The sequence below is a fragment of the Paeniglutamicibacter sulfureus genome, from assembly GCF_030512175.1.
Classification (GTDB): Bacteria; Actinomycetota; Actinomycetes; order Actinomycetales; family Micrococcaceae; genus Paeniglutamicibacter; species Paeniglutamicibacter sulfureus.
This window is the reverse complement of sequence record NZ_JAULBL010000001.1, coordinates 621,354-639,350: the sequence shown is the minus strand read 5'-3', so window position 1 is coordinate 639,350 and position 17,997 is coordinate 621,354. Positions and strand designations below refer to the sequence as shown.

The 17,997-nt window shown below is 65.3% G+C and carries 15 protein-coding genes; 5 read left to right on the top strand and 10 right to left on the bottom strand.

Going from position 1 to position 17,997, the window contains the following annotated elements; all coding sequences use genetic code 11:
- Positions 1-165 precede the first annotated feature (165 nt).
- A complete protein-coding gene (locus Q2T94_RS02780) occupies positions 166-927 on the top strand; it encodes an isoprenyl transferase (protein WP_264268262.1) in 762 nt (253 codons plus the stop codon).
- A 183-nt stretch (positions 928-1,110) separates the two neighbouring features.
- Positions 1,111-2,478 (top strand): RNA 5'-3' helicase PhoH2, encoded by a 1,368-nt coding sequence (gene phoH2, locus Q2T94_RS02775; RefSeq protein WP_436836811.1) that lies wholly within the window; start codon positions 1,111-1,113, stop codon positions 2,476-2,478.
- Between the two features lie 31 nt (positions 2,479-2,509).
- Here phoH2 and Q2T94_RS02770 read toward each other — a convergent pair whose 3' ends face one another.
- Entirely contained in the window at positions 2,510-3,484 is a 975-nt protein-coding gene (locus tag Q2T94_RS02770; RefSeq protein ID WP_302262790.1) for a hypothetical protein, read from the bottom strand.
- Here Q2T94_RS02770 and Q2T94_RS02765 point away from each other — a divergent pair.
- Both Q2T94_RS02765 and Q2T94_RS02760 read left to right on the top strand, forming a co-directional pair.
- Complete coding sequence (locus tag Q2T94_RS02765; protein WP_302262789.1) at positions 3,483-4,001, top strand: prepilin peptidase; 519 nt, start codon at positions 3,483-3,485, stop codon at positions 3,999-4,001. The two genes, Q2T94_RS02770 and Q2T94_RS02765, sit on opposite strands and share 2 nt — an antisense overlap.
- Positions 4,002-4,052: 51 nt before the next feature.
- Positions 4,053-4,538, top strand: a complete 486-nt coding sequence (locus tag Q2T94_RS02760) for an NUDIX hydrolase (RefSeq protein WP_302262788.1) — start codon at positions 4,053-4,055, stop codon at positions 4,536-4,538.
- A gap of 111 nt (positions 4,539-4,649) precedes the next feature.
- Here the strand turns inward: Q2T94_RS02760 and Q2T94_RS02755 are convergent, their stop codons facing one another.
- From Q2T94_RS02755 to Q2T94_RS02725, 7 genes are all read right to left on the bottom strand, one after another.
- Entirely contained in the window at positions 4,650-6,332 is a 1,683-nt protein-coding gene (locus Q2T94_RS02755; protein ID WP_302262787.1) for an MDR family MFS transporter, read from the bottom strand.
- Positions 6,333-6,384: 52 nt separating this feature from the next.
- Positions 6,385-7,062 carry a TetR/AcrR family transcriptional regulator gene (locus Q2T94_RS02750; protein WP_302262786.1) on the bottom strand — a complete coding sequence of 226 codons (678 nt, stop codon included), beginning with the start codon at positions 7,060-7,062 and terminating at the stop codon, positions 6,385-6,387.
- 762 nt (positions 7,063-7,824) lie between these two features.
- Entirely contained in the window at positions 7,825-8,826 is a 1,002-nt protein-coding gene (locus Q2T94_RS02745; protein WP_302262785.1) for a hypothetical protein, read from the bottom strand.
- A 2-nt stretch (positions 8,827-8,828) separates the two neighbouring features.
- Positions 8,829-10,166: a zinc-ribbon domain-containing protein gene (locus Q2T94_RS20495; RefSeq protein WP_367281525.1), complete on the bottom strand. Its 1,338-nt coding sequence runs from the start codon at positions 10,164-10,166 to the stop codon at positions 8,829-8,831.
- 645 nt (positions 10,167-10,811) lie between these two features.
- Positions 10,812-12,224, bottom strand: coding sequence for a class II fumarate hydratase (locus tag Q2T94_RS02735; protein ID WP_302262783.1), 1,413 nt, complete (start codon positions 12,222-12,224; stop codon positions 10,812-10,814).
- A 137-nt stretch (positions 12,225-12,361) separates the two neighbouring features.
- On the bottom strand, positions 12,362-13,000 hold the full coding sequence (locus Q2T94_RS02730; RefSeq protein ID WP_302262782.1) for a carbonic anhydrase: 639 nt from the start codon (positions 12,998-13,000) through the stop codon (positions 12,362-12,364).
- Between the two features lie 98 nt (positions 13,001-13,098).
- Complete coding sequence (locus tag Q2T94_RS02725; RefSeq protein ID WP_302262781.1) at positions 13,099-13,782, bottom strand: DUF4245 domain-containing protein; 684 nt, start codon at positions 13,780-13,782, stop codon at positions 13,099-13,101.
- Between the two features lie 173 nt (positions 13,783-13,955).
- Between Q2T94_RS02725 and glpX the strand changes: the two genes are divergently transcribed.
- Positions 13,956-14,978 (top strand): class II fructose-bisphosphatase, encoded by a 1,023-nt coding sequence (gene glpX, locus Q2T94_RS02720; protein WP_264268253.1) that lies wholly within the window; start codon positions 13,956-13,958, stop codon positions 14,976-14,978.
- Between the two features lie 91 nt (positions 14,979-15,069).
- Here glpX and manA read toward each other — a convergent pair whose 3' ends face one another.
- Positions 15,070-16,326, bottom strand: a complete 1,257-nt coding sequence (gene manA / locus Q2T94_RS02715; RefSeq protein ID WP_302262780.1) for a mannose-6-phosphate isomerase, class I — start codon at positions 16,324-16,326, stop codon at positions 15,070-15,072.
- 42 nt (positions 16,327-16,368) lie between these two features.
- Entirely contained in the window at positions 16,369-17,991 is a 1,623-nt protein-coding gene (locus tag Q2T94_RS02710; protein WP_302262779.1) for an LCP family protein, read from the bottom strand.
- Positions 17,992-17,997: the final 6 nt, after the last annotated feature.

Here is a 17,997-nt window from a genome sequence, read left to right as displayed (position 1 = left end):
AAAACGCAGGGATCGCCGGGGACCGGGCCGTTGTATGGGGTATTGCACCGTGCCATGCCCGCGTCTTGGCGCACCACCGGGGACGGAACCCGGTAGCGTTAAGCCATGCACGCGACCCGAGGGCGGTCGCATGTTGGCCCCCTATTTTTATGCAGGAGTATCGCCGTGGAACTTCCGGGATTCGTCTACCGGCTCTATGAGCGGCAGTTGCGGGGTATGTTGACCCCGGAAAAACTGCCGGCACATATTGGCGTGCTCGTGGACGGGAACCGGCGCTGGGCCAAGCTGTCAGGGCAAACCACGGCCAGCGGGCACCAGGCCGGCGCGGACAAGATCCTGGAATTCCTGGGCTGGTGCCAGGAGCTGGACATCAACCTGGTCACGCTCTACATGCTTTCCACGGACAACATGAGCCGCTCCAGCGATGAACTCGATGCCCTGATGGGGATCATTGCCAACACCCTGGACCGGTTGGGCGAGACCAAGACCGTTCGCGTAAAGCCGGTGGGCGCGCTGGACCTGTTGCCGGACTACCTGGCCAACAAACTGCGCGAGCTGGAAGCCTCCACCGCCGGTGTCACCGGGATCCACGTCAACGTCGCCGTCGGCTACGGCGGCCGGCAGGAGATCGTCGATGCCGTCAAGGCGCTGCTGCTCCAGGGACATGCCAACGGGCTGGACGCCGCGCAGATCGCCGCGGACCTGGATCCCGACCAACTGGCCACCCACCTCTACACCAAGGGCCAGCCGGACCCTGACCTGGTCATTCGCACCTCGGGCGAACAGCGCCTTTCAGGGTTCCTGACCTGGCAGAGTGCCTACAGCGAGTTCTACTTCTGCGAGGCGCTGTGGCCCGATTTCAGGCGCGTGGACTTCCTGCGCGCCCTGCGCGACTTCGCCGACAGGCAACGCCGCTTCGGCTCCTGATCCGTGGTTTCCGGGGCGCGTCCCACGCTGACATCCGGGCGATGCCAAATCTTCATCTTCTCTTCACCGCGGCACTGTCCAAACCGTAGGTATGGCCGAAGCATTCGGCGTATGTTGAGCGTAACGGGTGATGAAGCCGTCATTGCCCGCTGAACGGGGCAGCACTCCCCGCGAGGAGCCACAGTGGTAGCGAAACAGGAAATCCCATCAACCGCCCCCGCCGTCTCGGCAGAGACTGCCACCCAGGCGGCATCGGCGGCAGGTACCCGGACATTCGTCCTGGACACCTCGGTGTTGATCGCAGACCCCCACGCCATGTTGCGCTTTGCCGAACACCATGTGGTCCTGCCGTTGACAGTGATCACCGAACTCGAGCACAAGCGCAACGACCCCACGCTGGGCTATTTTGCCCGCGAGGCACTGCGGACCCTTGAGGAGCTGGGCCGCAAGAACGGCGGGCTGGCCAATGACATGGAGGTTGGCAAGCAGGGTGGCACCCTGCGGGTCGAACTGAACCACATTGCGTCCAACGTCTTGCCGGTGGGGTTCCGCAACGCGGACAACGACACCCGCATCCTCTCTGTCGCCAAGGCCATGCTCGACGGCGGCCTGGACGTCACGCTGGTGTCCAAGGACACTCCCATGCGCATCAAGGCCTCGGCCATGGGCCTGACCGCCGAGGAATACCGCAATGAGCTGATCGCCGATTCCGGTTGGACCGGCGTGCACGAGATGGACGTGAGCCAGGAGGACATGTCCGCGCTCTACTCCGATGAATCCCTTGAGCTTGAGGAAGCAGCCGAGCAGCCGGTGAACACCGGGCTGATCCTGCACTCCCCGCGCGGCTCGGCGCTGGGCAGGGTTGACCGCAACCACCTGGTGCGCCTGGTGCGAGGAGACCGCGAGGCCTTCGGGCTGCGCGGCCGCTCCGCCGAACAGCGCCTGGCCCTGGACCTGCTGCTCGACAAGGAAGTCGGCATCGTCTCGCTCGGCGGCCGCGCCGGCACCGGCAAATCGGCGCTCGCACTGTGTGCAGGGCTCGAAGCGGTGATGGAACGCCGCGAGCACCGCAAGATCATGGTCTTCCGCCCGCTCTACGCGGTCGGCGGCCAGGAGCTGGGCTACCTCCCCGGCGCCGAGGCGGAGAAGATGAACCCCTGGGCGCAGGCCGTGTTCGACACCCTGGGCTCGGTCGTCTCCAAGAACGCCATCGACGAGGTCATGAGCCGGGGCATGCTCGAAGTGCTGCCGCTGACCCACATCCGCGGGCGCTCGCTGCACGACGCGTTCGTGATCGTCGACGAGGCGCAATCGCTGGAGCGCAACGTGCTGCTCACGGTGCTCTCGCGCATCGGGCAGAACTCCAAGGTCATCCTCACCCACGACGTGGCCCAGCGCGACAACCTGCGGGTGGGACGGCACGACGGCGTCGCGGCAGTGGTCGAGCAGCTCAAGGGCCACCACCTCTTCGGGCACGTGACCCTGACCCGCTCCGAGCGCTCCGAGATCGCCGCGCTGGTCACCGAGCTGCTTGAGGACCGCATCCACTAGCCGGGTGCAACTCCGGGGCGGGCCCGCGGTCCTAGACCGCCGGCCCGCCCCGGTGCCGTGCGCTGCCCGGAGTCTGCGGCCCGGGGGTGTCGGCCAGCCCCGGGATGGGCCACACCGGTGCATGCCGCACGTCGCTGAGCGAGGCCAGTGGCTGGGTGAAAAGCCCGTCGATCATGTACTCGTCCACGGCGATGATGACCGCCCGGTGTTCGAGCCCGGCATCCGGCCCGTCGAGCACCCGGCGCAGCACGCAGACGCCGGTGGCCCGGTCGAGGCGGATCAGCGTGAGGCCGGTGCCCAGCAGCGGCGCATCGTCGATGACCGGGGCGTAGGAATGGCCGCGGGAGAGTTCTGCCTCAAGGCATTCGCGGCCCGATTCGTCCTTGAACACCCGCAGCGAGTGGATGGTGCTGGGATGGGGGAAGGCCACGTCGGCAGGACCGGGTGCGAAGCCGGCGATCTCGACTGGATCGAGGAATGCACTCCACAGGCCCACGGGCATCAATGCGTTGCCATAGGCGGCCTCCGGCCGCCGGGAGACCAGGCCGTCGTCCCCGTATACCGGGGCCAATAGTTGAGGCGGCAACAACCAGCTTTTGCGGGTGGCCGCCACGAAGCCGGCATCGCGCGAATCGTAGATGTGCTCGGTGCGGAAGAGCACCGCACCGTCCGCGTCCTCGACACGGATGGCGTCGGGGCGCCTGATCAGCACCGTGAGGTGCGTGGGCAGGCTCGGGGCGGCAAAGGCCAGCGCATGCCGTTCCTTGTCGGTGACGCCGATCCGGATTTGGAGGGTGTTCCACAGCCAGGGGGAGGACCGGGCGAGCCGACGAAAATGGCCCATGAGCTCCTTGCCCGGGGCCCTGTCGGGGTCGGGGAATACGTCGGCGCCACGGTGCTGGTCCATGCCTTCAGTGTAGCGAGGAGTCACATTGCGGGGGATTGTCCCGCCGGTGGCGTGCCGCCGCGGACGGCGGCGGCGGGCACCGCGTAAGGTTTGGCCCATGCCGCAACTCATCCTGCAGTGGTTTGCCGCCGACCCGGCCCTGGCCACGGTGGCGGGAATCCTGGCAACGCTGGCCCTGGCGCTGTACCTGTTCAACGCCGTGCGCCTGACCATCATCGACTTCAAGTCGCACCTGCTGCCCAACCGCATCCTGGGCCCGTGGTTCATCGCCGCCCTGGCGCTGCTGGGCGCTGCCGCATTGTTGGCCGGGGAACCCATGATCCTGCTGCGCATGGTGCTGGGAGCGGTGATCCTGTTCGCCGGTTACCTGGTGCTGCACCTGATTGCGCCCGCGGGCATGGGGCTGGGGGACGTGAAGCTCGCCGCCGTGCTGGGACTCTACCTCGGTTTCCTCTCCTACACCCACCTGTTGTGGGCCACCGCCTTTGCCTTTATCATCGGGGCCCTCTGGTCGATGGTGTTGCTATTGGCGCGCAAGGTCACGCTGCGGTCCTCCGTTGCCTTCGGCCCCTTCATGCTGGCGGGCGCGGCCCTTGCCCTGGCCGTGGCGGGCTAGCCAGGCCCGCGCCCGGAATCCACGAGACACGAAAGACACCGGAACACCGCCATGCCCACACCAGAATTCATCGTCCAAATGCGTCGGAAGATCGGAAACGATCCGCTGTGGCTGCCCGGAGTCAAGGTCGTGGTGATCCACGAGGGCCGCGTGCTGTTGGTCCGCCGGGCCGACAACGGGCGCTGGACGCTTCCGGCCGGCATCCTGGAGCCGGGCGAGGAGCCCGCCATCGCGGCGGTGCGCGAGGTGCTTGAGGAGACCGCGGTGCACTGCGCCGTCATCCGGCTGGTCGGGGTGGCAACCACCGACGAGGCGGTGTATCCCAACGGGGACCGCGCCCAATACCTGGACATCATCCTGGCCGGCGAGTACCTGGGCGGGGAGGCAAAGGTCAACGACGACGAGAACCTCGAGGTCGGATGGTTCGTGCTGGGCCAGCTGCCGGCACTGCCGCCCAAGCACCAACGTGCCATCGACTGGACCCTCGAGCCGAAGGAAGCCGGCCACTTCATCACCGGCACCCAGGGCACCGCCTGATCCACTGCCGTCCCGACGAACGCAAAAAGCGCCCAGCAAGACCCTGCATCCCCCCGCGCGGGAAGGAATGCAGGATCTTGCGGGGCACCATTGTTTGGCGGGGAAAGAACCTTAACGCTTCGTCTCGAAGGTCCCGTCGGTTTCTGCCGGGCTGCCGGAGGCGCCGGCGGGCAGCTTGTCGCCGAACCGTGCCGCGTCCTCCAGCGCCTTGGCTTCCTGGCCGCCGATGGCCTCGCCGCGGGCCACCATGCCGGCGGTGTCCGAGAGCTTGACCTGCTTGAGGAACAGCGCCAGCACGAAGGCGATGAGGATGAACGGGATCAGGTACCAGAACACCGGTGCCAGCGAGTCGGCGTAGGCATTGACGATGCCCTCGCGCACGCCCTCGGGCAGCTGCGCCATGGTCTGCGGGTCCAGGGTTGCGGTGGCGTTGCCCGCATCCGCGGTGCTGGCCCCGGCGCCGGTGAAGACGTCGGTGAGCTTCTCGGAGAGCCGGTTGGTGAACATGGCACCGAAGATCGCCACGCCCAGGGACGCACCGACCTCGCGGAAGTAGTTGTTCGTGGAGGTCGCCGTGCCGACCATGGCGGGATCCACGGCGTTCTGCACCACCAACACCACTACCTGCATGATCAGCCCCAGGCCGGCACCGAACACGAACAGGTACACGCAGATCAGCCACAGCGGGGTGGTTGCCGAGAGCGTGGTGAAAGCGAGCATCGCCAGCGCTGTGACCAGGGCACCGGCGATCGGGTATCCCTTGTACTTGCCGGTCTTGGTGATCGCGATGCCCGACCAGATGCTGGTGCCCATCAGGCCAAGCATCATCGGGAGCATCAGCAGCCCGGAAACGGCGGCCGAGGTGCCCGAGGACATCTGCAGGAACGTCGGCACGAAGGCGATGGCCGCGAACATGCCAAGGCCCAGGGTGAAACCGATGGCCGTGGCGTTGACGAAGATCCGGTTCTTGAACAGTGAGAGCGGGATGATCGGGTCCTCGGCACGTGCCTCGGTGATCACGAAGAGCACGATGGCCGCGAGCATTCCCACGCCCCAGGCCCAGGTCTCGGGGGCCGCCCAGCCGTGGTTCTTGTTCCCGCCGAAGTCGGTGAAGAAGATCAGGCAGGTGGTGGCGATGGAGAGCAGCAGCACCCCGAGCACGTCGATCTTCTTGGTGGACTTCTTGTTCGGAATGGTGAGGGCGAACCAGGCGATCAGGAAGGCGCCGATGCCGATGGGGATGTTGATGTAGAACGCCCACTGCCAGGTGAGGTGGTCGACGAAGAATCCGCCCAGCAGCGGACCGGCCACGGCCGAAAGGCCGAAGATGGCACCCAGCGGGCCCATATACTTCCCGCGCTCAGAGGCTGGGACGATGTCGGCGATGATGGCCTGCGAGAGGATCATCAGGCCGCCGCCACCCAACCCCTGCATGGCGCGGAAGAACACGAACATCCAGAAGCTCCCGGCAAAGGCCGCGCCGACGGAGGCCAGGGTGAACAGGGCGATCGCGATCAGGAAGAGGTTGCGCCGGCCCAAGACGTCGCCGAACTTGCCGTAGATCGGCATGACGATGGTGGTGGCCAGCAGGTAGGCGGTGGTGATCCAGGCCTGGTGCTCGACGCCGCCGAGTTGGCCCACGATGGTGGGCATTGCGGTGGAGACGATGGTCTGGTCGAGGGAGGAGAGCATCATGCCGGCGATCAGCGCGGAGAAGATGATCCAGATGCGCCGTTGCGTCAGCAGCAACGGCGCCGGGCCCGGGGGTGTCCGGGGCGCGGTGGTGGTGGACATGGTGGTTCCTTGGGTGTGATGGGAAAGATGAGTGGCGGGTCGGACCATCAGGTCAGGGGGCGGGGGGATGCTCCCCGTGAAGCAGGGGCTGGCCGAACAATTCCCGGGTCTGGCGCATGACGGAGAGGAATTCTTCCTCCAGCGATGGCCCGTCGGGTGAAGCCAGGTAGCGTTCGATGGCACGGTGGGTGGCGAACTGCAGGGCGTGCGCCAGCATGCCGATGCCGCTGTGGTCGGCTTCGACTCCTTCGCGCCTGGCCACCATGGCGGTGAATTCGGCCTGGCGTTCCGGGCCGACCTTGATCATGCGTGCCAGCAGTTCCGGCTCGCGGTGCAGGATCGTGAAGAAGCCGTGGACACCGCGGATCTCGGCGTCGTCGATGCGCAGCTGTTCCCGCACCAAGGCCACCAGGTCGGCCAGCAGGGTGGGGGAGATGCCCACGGTGCCGATGGGCCGGGCGTTCATGAACCGCTCGAGCGCCTCGGCTGGCAGCCCGTCCTCGGCGTGCCCGAAGACGGCGTCGAGCTTGGTGGCGAAGTAGTTGAAGAAGGTGCGCCGCGAGATCCCCACGCGGGCGCAGAGTTCCTCGACGGTGAACCCCGCAAAGCCGTTTTCCGCCGTCAGCTCGCGTGCGTTCCGCGAGATGGACAGCCGGGTTTTCAGCATGCGGGCGCTGAGGCCCGGCGGGGTGCCCGGCTCGCCGACAACCCCAATTGCACTATTCTTCATAGAGTGCAGTTTTGCACTATTGGTTGTTAGGTGCAACTTAAGTGTTTCGAGTCACCGGGAATAATGCGAAAACGCGCAACTTGTCGCAAGTCGAAAATAACAAGATGAGCAAATGCTGGAAGTTCTTGGCGTAAAAAATCGATGGGGCAGTCTCAAGGTTTTGTCGTTCTTGTTCACACAAAACTATGACCAATTGTGCTTCGCCGAGGCATCGAGAGAATTCCTGGACCGCCGGGTCAACGAGGTCTACTTTGCCGCTAAGAGGACCGCACCGGGCTGTTTTGCCAACCAGCCCTCATGGCGCGTAGGCGCGCACCAACGACTCAGGGCGTGGACCCACGGGAATTCCTCAAGGTAGCTTCCGGCATCATTTGGAGGGATTGCCCGTGGTGGGGCGGCACCCGGAGACCGCCCTGATTAGGATGGTTCCAGTGGCCCCGGCCGGTCACGCCGGTTCACACGACTCAAGTGAATGTGACTACTTGGCTGCTGAGAAAGCTGCACGTCCCTGACCGTCTACGACCTGCTTGGGAAAGGCGTGGAAGAGAAGACTACCAAACTAGCGCCCGGCCGCTCTTTGCTGCTGGAGACTCCAATGGCGCTGGTCGGGAACCGGGCGTCGGCCTGTGAGGGCGCAGAGCGGGAACCAACACGCGGTGGTGCGCATATCTCAACGTCGAGGGTGCTCTCGGCCTTAGATTGTGGCCCCACTGGGCTTGGTGGCGGCTCAGATGATGGTGCCCTTCGGGAAGAGTTGCGCCGCTATGTGGCCTTGGGATTCGTTTGATCTTTTGGCTTGGTTCGGGGCGCTGACTTTGCCTCGAGGTTGGCCAGACGAATTCCGATGTCGCTGCCGGCGCGGGATTCTGGCGGGCAAAACTCCAGCCACCGTTTCAGGACCGCTATTTCCTCTTTGCGTTCACCTAGCTTGCGGTGGACGATGGCGGCTTCTCGCGTGTATGCCGGTGCCGGAATACTACCTTGACGGCCTTTCTCAGCGCTCTCGATGGCAACGTAGCACCAATGCAAAGCCTCCTTCAAGCGGCCTTCACGTTTGAGTTGTTTGATGGGCTCCGCCAGTTGGAGGTAGTGCACACCGTTAACCATGGCTTTCTGGAATTCCGCGGCTCGGCTGCCTCCTTCGGCCAGTGCCTCCTTGACCAGGTCGGATTGGCCGCGCGCTGTTTCCAGCACTCGTTCCCTCGCGGTCAGCGCAGGGGGATTCTGCCGGTCGTGGGACCACTCCGGCTGGCCGTCACCCATCCATACATAGGCTTTGGCTCGAAGTTTGTCCTCCCCACGCAAAATGTGCAGCTGGTATTGGACAGGTACCGCGGTCCCTGCGTCCAAGACGAAATGGGCGGCCAGGTATCCGGGAAGGCACCCGACACGGGTTCCGTCGACAACGACATCCACGGCGTTCCTATCCGCTGTGTTGGATGGGTCGCGCTGCAACATGGCTTGGCATTCGAGCACGTCGCGTTCCTTGAGCCCACGATGGTCAGCCAAGGACCGAACCGCTTTTTTGGCAAAAGTCGTGGTCACTGCAAGCTCCACACACAGGGGCATCTCCATGGTGATGCTCAGCTTGATGGTGGCCCCATTGGACGCCCTCGCCTCTTGGTTGTCGGAAGACCCGGGATCACCGTCGCCACGTCTGGCCGGGACGGGTTCGACGGGCGCCAATGCGGTGTCTGCCTTTTCGGCTTCCACCACCGTTTTGCCTTGCCCGAGCCACGCTTTCAGTTTCTTGCCCAATCCCATTTTCAAAGTCCTTCCGTAGTCGTCTTCATTCCTGACCTGGATACGGTCGCCAGCCACTGCATTACCTCCGCCAGCGTCTCCTCGGGACGCGGGGCAACCGAGTAGACCTGCAACTCGAGGTAGTTGGCGTCATCGATGCCGAGACAGGGCAGGTTGTCCTCGCGCAGGCGCACCACCACATAACCGGCGGCGAGCAAGTCTCGGCTCTTGGCCTCATCGACAAGTTTCTTGGCTTCGGGTGCGTGCCAGTAGGCGCCGTCGTATTCGATGGCCACCGTGGCGTCGTTTGATTCGACCACGATGTCTGCGGTCCAATGCTTGCGCAGGGCAAAGGCCTTATGCCGCAGCTTCGGGCCGGACTTGGCGGATCCGAATGTTTTTCGGGCGGCCTCAAAGTAGTCCAGCTCGACCTTCGACTTGCCTGCTTGGCGGCATTCGGGGCAGTCCGACCCGGCGTAACGTGAGGCAAGGGACGCTTCCCACTGGTGTTCGGGATTCACGGAGCAGTTCCAGGCCGGCATGAAATCGGTGGCACCCGTTGGACGGACCTGCCATGCCGTGGCAGGGTTCGCAGGGCTCCATTCTGCTGCCATACCCGGGTCGGACCGTGCGAGCGAATCCAGAATGGTGTTGCAACTCGGGCACAGATACCGGGGGCGTTTGTTTCGCTGGTGCACCTCCTCCTGACATTCGTGGCCGCAGCATGATGCGAGCCACCAAACCAATCGCTTGGAGTCGGGTCCCACCTTGGCCGGTGTCCATTTGCCATTCAGAGTCGGGTGCCATTGGCCGGCAATCTCTGGAAGGGCGTCGGACAGCATGGGTTTGTCCGCGGCAAGAGTTACCGCGCCTCGGCAAGACGGACAGCCCGAGGTGTAATACGAGTACGGTCGGACGCGCGGGTGGTGGCCGTTCTGACACTTGAACTTGCGCAGACTGGAGCCTGCTACCACTTCAGTCCAGGGGTTGGCGTCGTCATCCCAAGCCATCAGTAGCTCGGGGATCTCGGAGATTGGTGTGGTTTTCAACCGCTCGTATTCTGCCCTCCAGGCGGCAAGCCTCTCGTCTTTGCATGGCGGACATGTGGGTCTCTCGGCCATGTCCCGCACTTTGGCTTTGAAGTGGTGCCCGCATTGGGGGCAGGCCCAGTCGCAGATTCGGTGGGCCAGTACTGTCACCGTGTTCAGGAGGAACTTATCGTTAGCTTCTGCGTCCCACCAAGCGAGCGCAGGGGAATCGGAGTCGATGAGCAGGTTTTTCTTTTTCGGACCTCCAGGCACCTGCTTGGCCCCGGAGTTGGGATTTGAGACGCACGAACAGCCCCACCCGATGTCTCCCATGCGCTGAGCTTTCTGGCGTCCGCAGTATCGGCATCTGGTGAGGATGGGGTATTCACCCCAGGGGAGTGTGAAGAGTTCTTCGACGGGCACGTAACTGTTCTCCGCCAGATGGGCGGCCTGCGTCCCGATGTCTACGGGGGGTCCGGATACCGCGCCCATCGGGAAGTTGGCTGACCACTGAATCCAGAAACAACGCCGGCATGCGGGTTCATCCCTCTCCCTGAGCTCCAGCAGGTACTTCAGGACATAGTGGCATTCGGCTTTGCACACCCGACAGCGGATCAGCCACTGTTCACGTGGGCCGAGGAATGGCTCGGCCGACTCCAGATCCATCCCGTTGAGGATGCCCTCGAGGCAGTCCCGGCACCACGCTGGTTTGGTCCGCGTCTTGTTGGCTGCCTCGTTAGTGCAGCCTTCAGTTGTGCATGCTTGCCCGGTGCCCACTTGAACCAACCCCCATTGATCACTTCGTGCCTGCCCCCTTGGAAAGCACAGAACGAGCCTACCCCTGGGAGCCGACAGAGTGCCGCGGGATTCAAAGATCCTCCTTTGTGGTTCGGCGGCGCAGACACGCCGGGGGCGGTGTCCCGGGGAGCAAACCCGGTACACCGCCCCGCCAACAGGAATTCCCCGTGGGGCTGCCTGTCAGTGCTTGCCGGTCATGGTGGTGACATCGAGCAGTTCATCGAGCTGGGCCTCGGTGAGATCGCCACGCTCGACGAAGCCCAGCGCCACCGTGGCCTCGCGGACCGTGAGCGAATCGGCAACTGCCTTCTTGGCGATCTTCGCGGCGCTCTCGTAGCCGATGAGCTTGTTCAACGGGGTGACGATGGAGGGGGAGGCCTCGGCCAGGAAGCGGGCGCGTTCCACGTTCGCGGTGATCCCGTCGACCATCTTCGTCGCCATGACCCGGGTGGTGTTGCCCAGCAGGCGGATTGACTCGAGCAGGTTCGAGGCCATCACCGGAATGCCGACGTTCAACTCGAACGCCCCGTTGGTCCCTGACCATGCGATCGCGGTGTCGTTGCCGATCACCTGGGCGGCGACCATGATCGCTGCCTCGGAGATCACCGGGTTGACCTTGCCCGGCATGATCGATGAGCCCGGCTGCAGGTCGGGGATCGCGATCTCGCCCAGTCCGGTGTTCGGTCCTGATCCCATCCAGCGCAGGTCGTTGTTGATCTTCATCAGCGAGATCGCGATGTTGCGCAGCTGGGCCGAGGCCTCGATGAGTCCGTCGCGGTTGGCTTGGGCCTCGAAGTGGTTGCGGGCCTCGGTCAGCGGCAGACCGGTGTCCGCGGCGAGCAGCTCGATGACGCGTTCGGGGAACCCCTCGGGGGTGTTGATGCCGGTGCCCACCGCGGTGCCGCCCAAGGGCACCTCGGCCACCCGCGGAAGCGAGGCCAGGATGCGCTCGACGCCGTAGCGCATCTGGGCGGCGTAGCCGCCGAATTCCTGGCCGAGGGTCACCGGGGTCGCGTCCATCAGGTGGGTGCGCCCGGACTTCACCACGTCCTTGAACTCGACTGCCTTGGCCTCCAGGGATGCTGCCAGCACTTCGAGGCCCGGGACGACGTCGCCCAACAGCCCGGCGGTCGCGGCAACGTGCACCGAGGTGGGGAATACGTCGTTGGAGGACTGCGAGGCATTGACGTGGTCGTTGGGGTGCACCACGGTGTCCGAGTCGGCCGCGGCCAGTGCGCGGGTGGCCAGCTCGGCCAGCACCTCGTTCATGTTCATGTTGCTCGAGGTGCCCGAACCGGTCTGGAACACGTCGATGGGAAAGTGTTCGTCGTACTTGTTGGCGGCGACCTCGTCGGCGGCCGCCATGATCGCGTTCGCCCGCTCGGCATCCAGCACGCCCAATTCCAGGTTGGCGCCTGCCGCGGCCTTCTTCACCTGGGCCAGCGCGCGGATGTGCGTGGCCTCGAGCTTCTTGCCGGAGATCGGGAAGTTCTCCACGGCCCGCTGGGTCTGGGCCCGGTAGAGGGCTGCGGCCGGTACGCGGACCTCGCCCATGGTGTCGTGTTCAATGCGGAAGTCTGCAGAAGTGTCCATGCCAGACACGCTACGCCGCATGCACCCGGTTCGGCAGTGGCCGGGCGCACAGTTCACCCCAATGGCGAACGCGGGAATAAAAAGCGCCCGCGGCAGGTCCCGGGAAACCGGTCCGGCCGCGGGCGCGGAGGTGCCGGCTAGAGGACGCCGAAGCCGGAGACCATTTCCGCCTTGCCCTCGGCCAGGCGGTAGGTCACCCCGATCACCGCGGTGCGGCCCTCCTCCACGGCGGAGGAAACGATGCGCGACTGTTCCACCAGGCGGTGGCTGGTCTGCTGGACGTGCTCGACGACGGTGGTGTTGACGTCGCGGATGCCGTTGCGCCGGGCGGTGATCACCGACGGGGTGATGTGCTCGACGAGGTCGCGGATGAAGCCAGGGGGCATGGTTCCGCTTTCCACCGAGTCGATCGTTGCCGTCACGGCGCCGCAGGAGTCGTGGCCCAACACCACGATCAACGGGACGTTCAGCATGGCGACCGAGTACTCCAGGGAGCCCAGGGCCGCCGAGTCGATCACGTGCCCTGCGGTGCGCACCACGAAGACGTCGCCCAGGCCCAGGTCGAAAATGATTTCTGCAGCGAGACGCGAATCCGAGCAGCCGAAGATGACGGCAAAGGGGTGCTGCTTGTCCACCAGGAACTGGCGGCGCAGCGCGTCCTGGTTGGGATGGTCGGTTTGGCCGGCCACGAAGCGGGAGTTGCCCTCGCGCAGTTTGCGCCAGGCTTCTGCGGGAGTCAGCTCAAGGTGGTCGACGGAGACGTCGGAATCATTCATGTTTTTTAGCTTAGACGCCCGAGGCAGGGCACGCCGGTGAATGCATTGTGTCGAATATCTCATCCGGGCGCCGTGGCCGGATGCTGTGGGGGCGGGAGCTAGTTGGCGGGGATCTCTTGCTGGGCCAGGCGGGCCAGCTTGTCGAGGGTGTCCAAGCCGCTGTCACTGGTCAGCACGATGGTGGAGGCCCCGCGCGTCGAGACCAGTATTTGGTCGTTGTCCTTGGTGCGCAGTTCCCAGTCGGTCCCGTCTACGGTGTGGGTGCCGGCGGGGGTGGCGTTTTCGGTGGCCGCTGCCAGCCATGACGGGTTGGCCCCGGCTGTCTGCTTGACCCACACGAACTCGTCGTCCTTGGTGACGACCCCGAATTCCCAGTACTTGATTCCGTCGACATTCCCGGTGATCCAACGCGCGAAGTTCACGTAGTCGCCCTCGGGAAGGTTCGGTGCCCAGGGCGTGAAATCCGCATCCGCCGCGGCCTGCGAGGCAACATCGGCGACATCCACCGGCGCGCGGAAGGTCTCGGCCTTGTCCGCCGGGTTGATGAGGATGACCGGGACCGCCACCGCCACGGTGAGCAACACCGAAATGATCATGCCCTTGAGTGTTTGGTTGGCGCGCTTGGCCTGCTTGGGAGTCAGCACCGGCTTGACGGGCTGCTGCGCATCGTCAGGTGCCGAACCAAGCCCGTGCGACGGCACGGCCGTGTCCGCGGACGCCGGGGTGTTGGCGGATGCAGGGGTGTCGGCGGGTACGGCTGGGCCTTCGGGGTGTTCACTCACCCCTCCATTCTCGCGCATCCGCCGCGCAGAATCTAAACGGGCGGCCCCGGGCTCCGCAGGCTGCCGGATGCGTCGCACAAGTCGTAGCCAGCGGGGAGTAAGCGGCGACGGGAGATATGATGGGAGCTGTTGGCCCCTCGGCAAACTAACAGATCTCAACGACGAGGAAGACCGTGACTGAAGCCACGAATTTTGCCCACCTGTCCCCACGACTTTCAGTCGGCGACGCTGAACCGGACCGCAACCTTGCCCTTGAGCTGGTGCGTGCCACCGAGGCCGCCGCCATCGCCTCCAGCCCCTGGGTTGGTTTCGGCGACAAGAACGCCGCCGACGGCGCTGCCGTCGACGCCATGCGCTCGCTGCTCTCCACCGTGTCCTTCAATGGCGTTGTCGTCATCGGCGAAGGCGAAAAAGACGAAGCCCCGATGCTGTTCAATGGCGAACGCGTGGGCGACGGAACCGGCGCCGAATGCGACGTCGCAGTTGACCCGATCGACGGCACCCGCCTGACCGCCCTGGGCATCAACAACGCACTCTCGGTGCTGGCCGTTGCCGACCGCGGTTCCATGTTCGATCCCTCCGCGGTCTTCTACATGGAAAAGCTTGTCACCGGGCCCGAGGCTGCCGAGCTGGTTGACCTGCGTCTGCCGGTCAAGCAGAACCTGCACCTGATTGCCAAGGCCAAGGGCAAGAAGATCAACCAGATCACCGTGTGCATCCTTGACCGCCCGCGCCACGCGGGCCTGGTCGACGAGATCCGCGCCGCCGGCGCACGCACCAAGTTCATCATGGACGGCGATGTTGCCGGCGCCATTGCAGCCACCCGCGAGAACACCGGTGTGGATGTGCTGATGGGCATCGGCGGAACTCCCGAAGGCATCGTCACCGCCTGCGCCATCAAGTCGCTCGGCGGCATCATCCAGGGCCGCCTGTGGCCCACGGACGACGACGAGAAGCAGCGGGCCATCGACGCCGGCCACGACCTGGACCGGGTGCTGACCACCAACGACCTGGTCACCTCCGACAACTGCTACTTTGCCGCGACCGGCATCACCGACGGCGACCTGCTGCGCGGGGTGCGGTACAAGAACAACCGCATCCACACCCAGTCGATCGTGATGCGCTCCAAGTCGGGCACCATCCGCATCGTCGACGGCGAGCACCAGTCCGACAAGTGGGAAGCCTACACGCGCTAGACCACACCGGCGGCAGTGCCGCCCGGACGTGGCGAGGCCCGGCAGGAATTGATTCCTGCCGGGCCTCGCTGCGTCTTGGCTGCCGCGGGACCTAGGGGAGCGGCTGCGGCGTCACGGCGAAGGCACGCCCCGCCGCATTGGCGCTGCGCCGAGCCATGGCCGGGGCCTCGTTGGCGCCGATGAACAGCGAATCGCCGCGGCGCAGGAGCTCGTCCCCGCGCGGTGTGTCGATGAGCACCTCTCCTTCAATGCAGAGCACGATGACCGGGCCGTTGGCGGCCACCGGCACGTCCCCGCCGCCCATGTCGGCGGCATCGGCCACGGCGTCCAGCTCGATGTGCTGGAGCTGGAACTCGGCGAAGGGCGGGGTGAAGACCTGCTGGCCGTACATGGTCTCGGTGGCTTCCAGATGCGGGACGCCCAGGGCCTCGAAGCTGCTGACGCGCAGCAGCTCGGGCACGTCGATGTGCTTGGGGGTCAATCCGCCGCGCAGCACGTTGTCCGAGTTGGCCATGACCTCCACGCCGAGCCCGCGCAGGTAGGCGTGCACGTTTCCGGCACCCAGGTAGATGGCCTGCCCGGGTTCCAGCACCACCAGGTTCAGCAGCAGCGAGACCAGCACGCCAATGTCTTCCGGGTAGTGTTCGTTGATCCGTGGCAGCTCCGCCAGCGAGGGGTGTTCGGCCAGTGCAGGGTTCGCTTCCACGGCGCGCAGCGCGGCGGCACCAAGCCGCCCGAGCTCCGGGGATCCGCCGAGCAGGTATTCGCAGCTCGAGCGCAGCGCCTCGGACTCATCGGGGTTCGAGAGCAGCGAGACGATCTTGGCGCAGGTTTCCGCCGGCTCGGCTTCCAACGCCGCGCCCAGGGTGCCAAAGAGACCGGCGGTCTCCGCGGGGGAGCGGAAGCCGCTCAGGGCGGCGAAATCGGTCAGCGCGTAGATCATTTCCGGCTTGTGCGAGCCGTCGCGGTAGTTGCGCCGGGGAGCATCGGAGGCCAGGCCCGCGGCATTCTCCGCCGCGTACCCGGCGGCTGCCTGCTCGGCGGAGGGGTGCACCTGGATGGACAGCGGCTTGCCCGCTGCCAGCAGCTTCATCAGGAACGGCAGCCGGCCGTATGCACCGGCCACCTCGGGACCCAGCAACCCCTGGGGGTCGGCGGCTATCAGCCGGTCCAGGCCGGTGTCCACGCCACCGGGCTGTCCATCGGAGGCCAGCGAAGGAGCGGAAGGGTGGGCTCCGAGCCACATTTCTGCCTCCGGCTTGCCGCTGGGGTCGGTGCCCAGAAGCCCGCTGATGGCGCCGGTGGATCCCCAGGCATAGTCACGGATGGTGTTTGTCAGGCGATACATCGTTGTCCTTCAGGCTATGGGGGAATTATGTGCCCGGACGGGTCAGGGCACCGAGCATTCGTTGTTGTTGGCTGCGATTTTTGCCAGCAGGTCGGTGCGGCCGATTTGCTCGAGGGTGACCAGGTAGCGCTCGGTCAGCTCCGACCCGTCGGGCTGCGCCGTGGGTGCGTCGGAGGGTGCCGTGTTGATCTTGCCGGGCTCGGAATTCCGCTCGGTCCCGGAATCCTTGGTCGACTTTGCCGGCGCGGAGGATTCCTTCTCCTTGGCCGATTCCTTGGTTGCCTCCGCGGACTTCTTGGCCGGGGATTCGTTTTGCGCGGCGATGAGTTCGTCGATGCGCGAGTGGATCTCGTCGAACTTCGGGTAGGTGGAGAATTTGTCGCCCGCGGACCCGAAGTCGGGGGCACCCAGGGTCAGGCGCTTGAACGGGGTCTGGCGGGCCTTGTCGGCCAGGTTCAGGAACGATCCGAGCTGCTGCTGCGGAATGTCGGTTTCCACCAGTTGCTCGCCGGCATCCATGATCGAGGTGAAGCGCGTGAGCATGGTTTTGGGGCTGAACTGGGAAATCATGGCCTGTTGCAGGCACTGCTGGCGCGCGATGCGGTGGTAATCGGAGGTGAAGTCGCGCGAGCGGGCAAACCAGAGGGCCTGCTTCCCGGTGAGCGTCTGCTCGCCGGGGGCGAACCAGTGGGTGTTGACCGAGGAGTTGGGCCAGCTCTTGCCGTTGTAGGGGACCCAGCCGCCGGAGTCGACCTTGACCCCGCCCATGGCGTTGATGAACCCGGCGAACCCGGCCATGTCGATCATCACGTACGACTGGACCTTCAGACCCGTGCTGCCCTCGATGGCGTCCATGGTTGCTTCCGCACCGGGGTTGGCCGCATCCGGGTACAGGTCGGCGTGGTTGTCGGTGGCGTCGCGATAGATCGCATTGAACAGGCACTCGTCCCCGCAGTTGTACCCCTCGGGGTAGATCTTGCGCATGGGGGAGTCCTTGGAGAACTGGGCGTTCTGCATATTGCGCGGGATGGAGATCAGCAACGACTTGCCGGTCTTGGCATCGACGGACAGCAGCGACATGGAATCGGTGCGCACCCCCTCGCGGTTGCCCGCCGAGTCGGCGCCGAACACGGCGATGTTGTAGCGTCCGTCAACCGGCTTGAAGGCAGGTCCGGCGGTAAAGACGCTGGAGATGGTCTCGCGGCCCTTGTTCATGACGAATGCGCCGTAGCCCAGGGACCCGGTGATGGCCAGGGCCACCACCAGCAACGTGGCGGTCAGCCCGATCCTGGCCCCGGGGGCCAGATACCGGGGACGGATGATCGCCAGCGTGTTCAGGAACATCAAAAGCCAGCCGGCTGCCAGCACCACCAGCAGCAACGAGGATCCCAGCTGCACCCAGGCCTGGGCAAAGAATCCAAGCAGCCAGTCGCGCTTGAGCAGTGCGAGCGCCAGCACCACCAGGAGCAAAGCCCAGCAGGCGATGGTGACGCGCATGACGAACCCGCCAAGGGCGCGATTCCCGGAAACCCATTGGGCGCTGCCGGGGAAGAACGTTGTCAGCAGCAGCAGGAACAGTGCGCGCTTGGAGCGCACCGGTGCCGGGGCCGAGACGGGGTCCGGTAGCAGGTCGGGGTCGTGGGACGAGCGGCGGGTCGATGTCATCGGGGT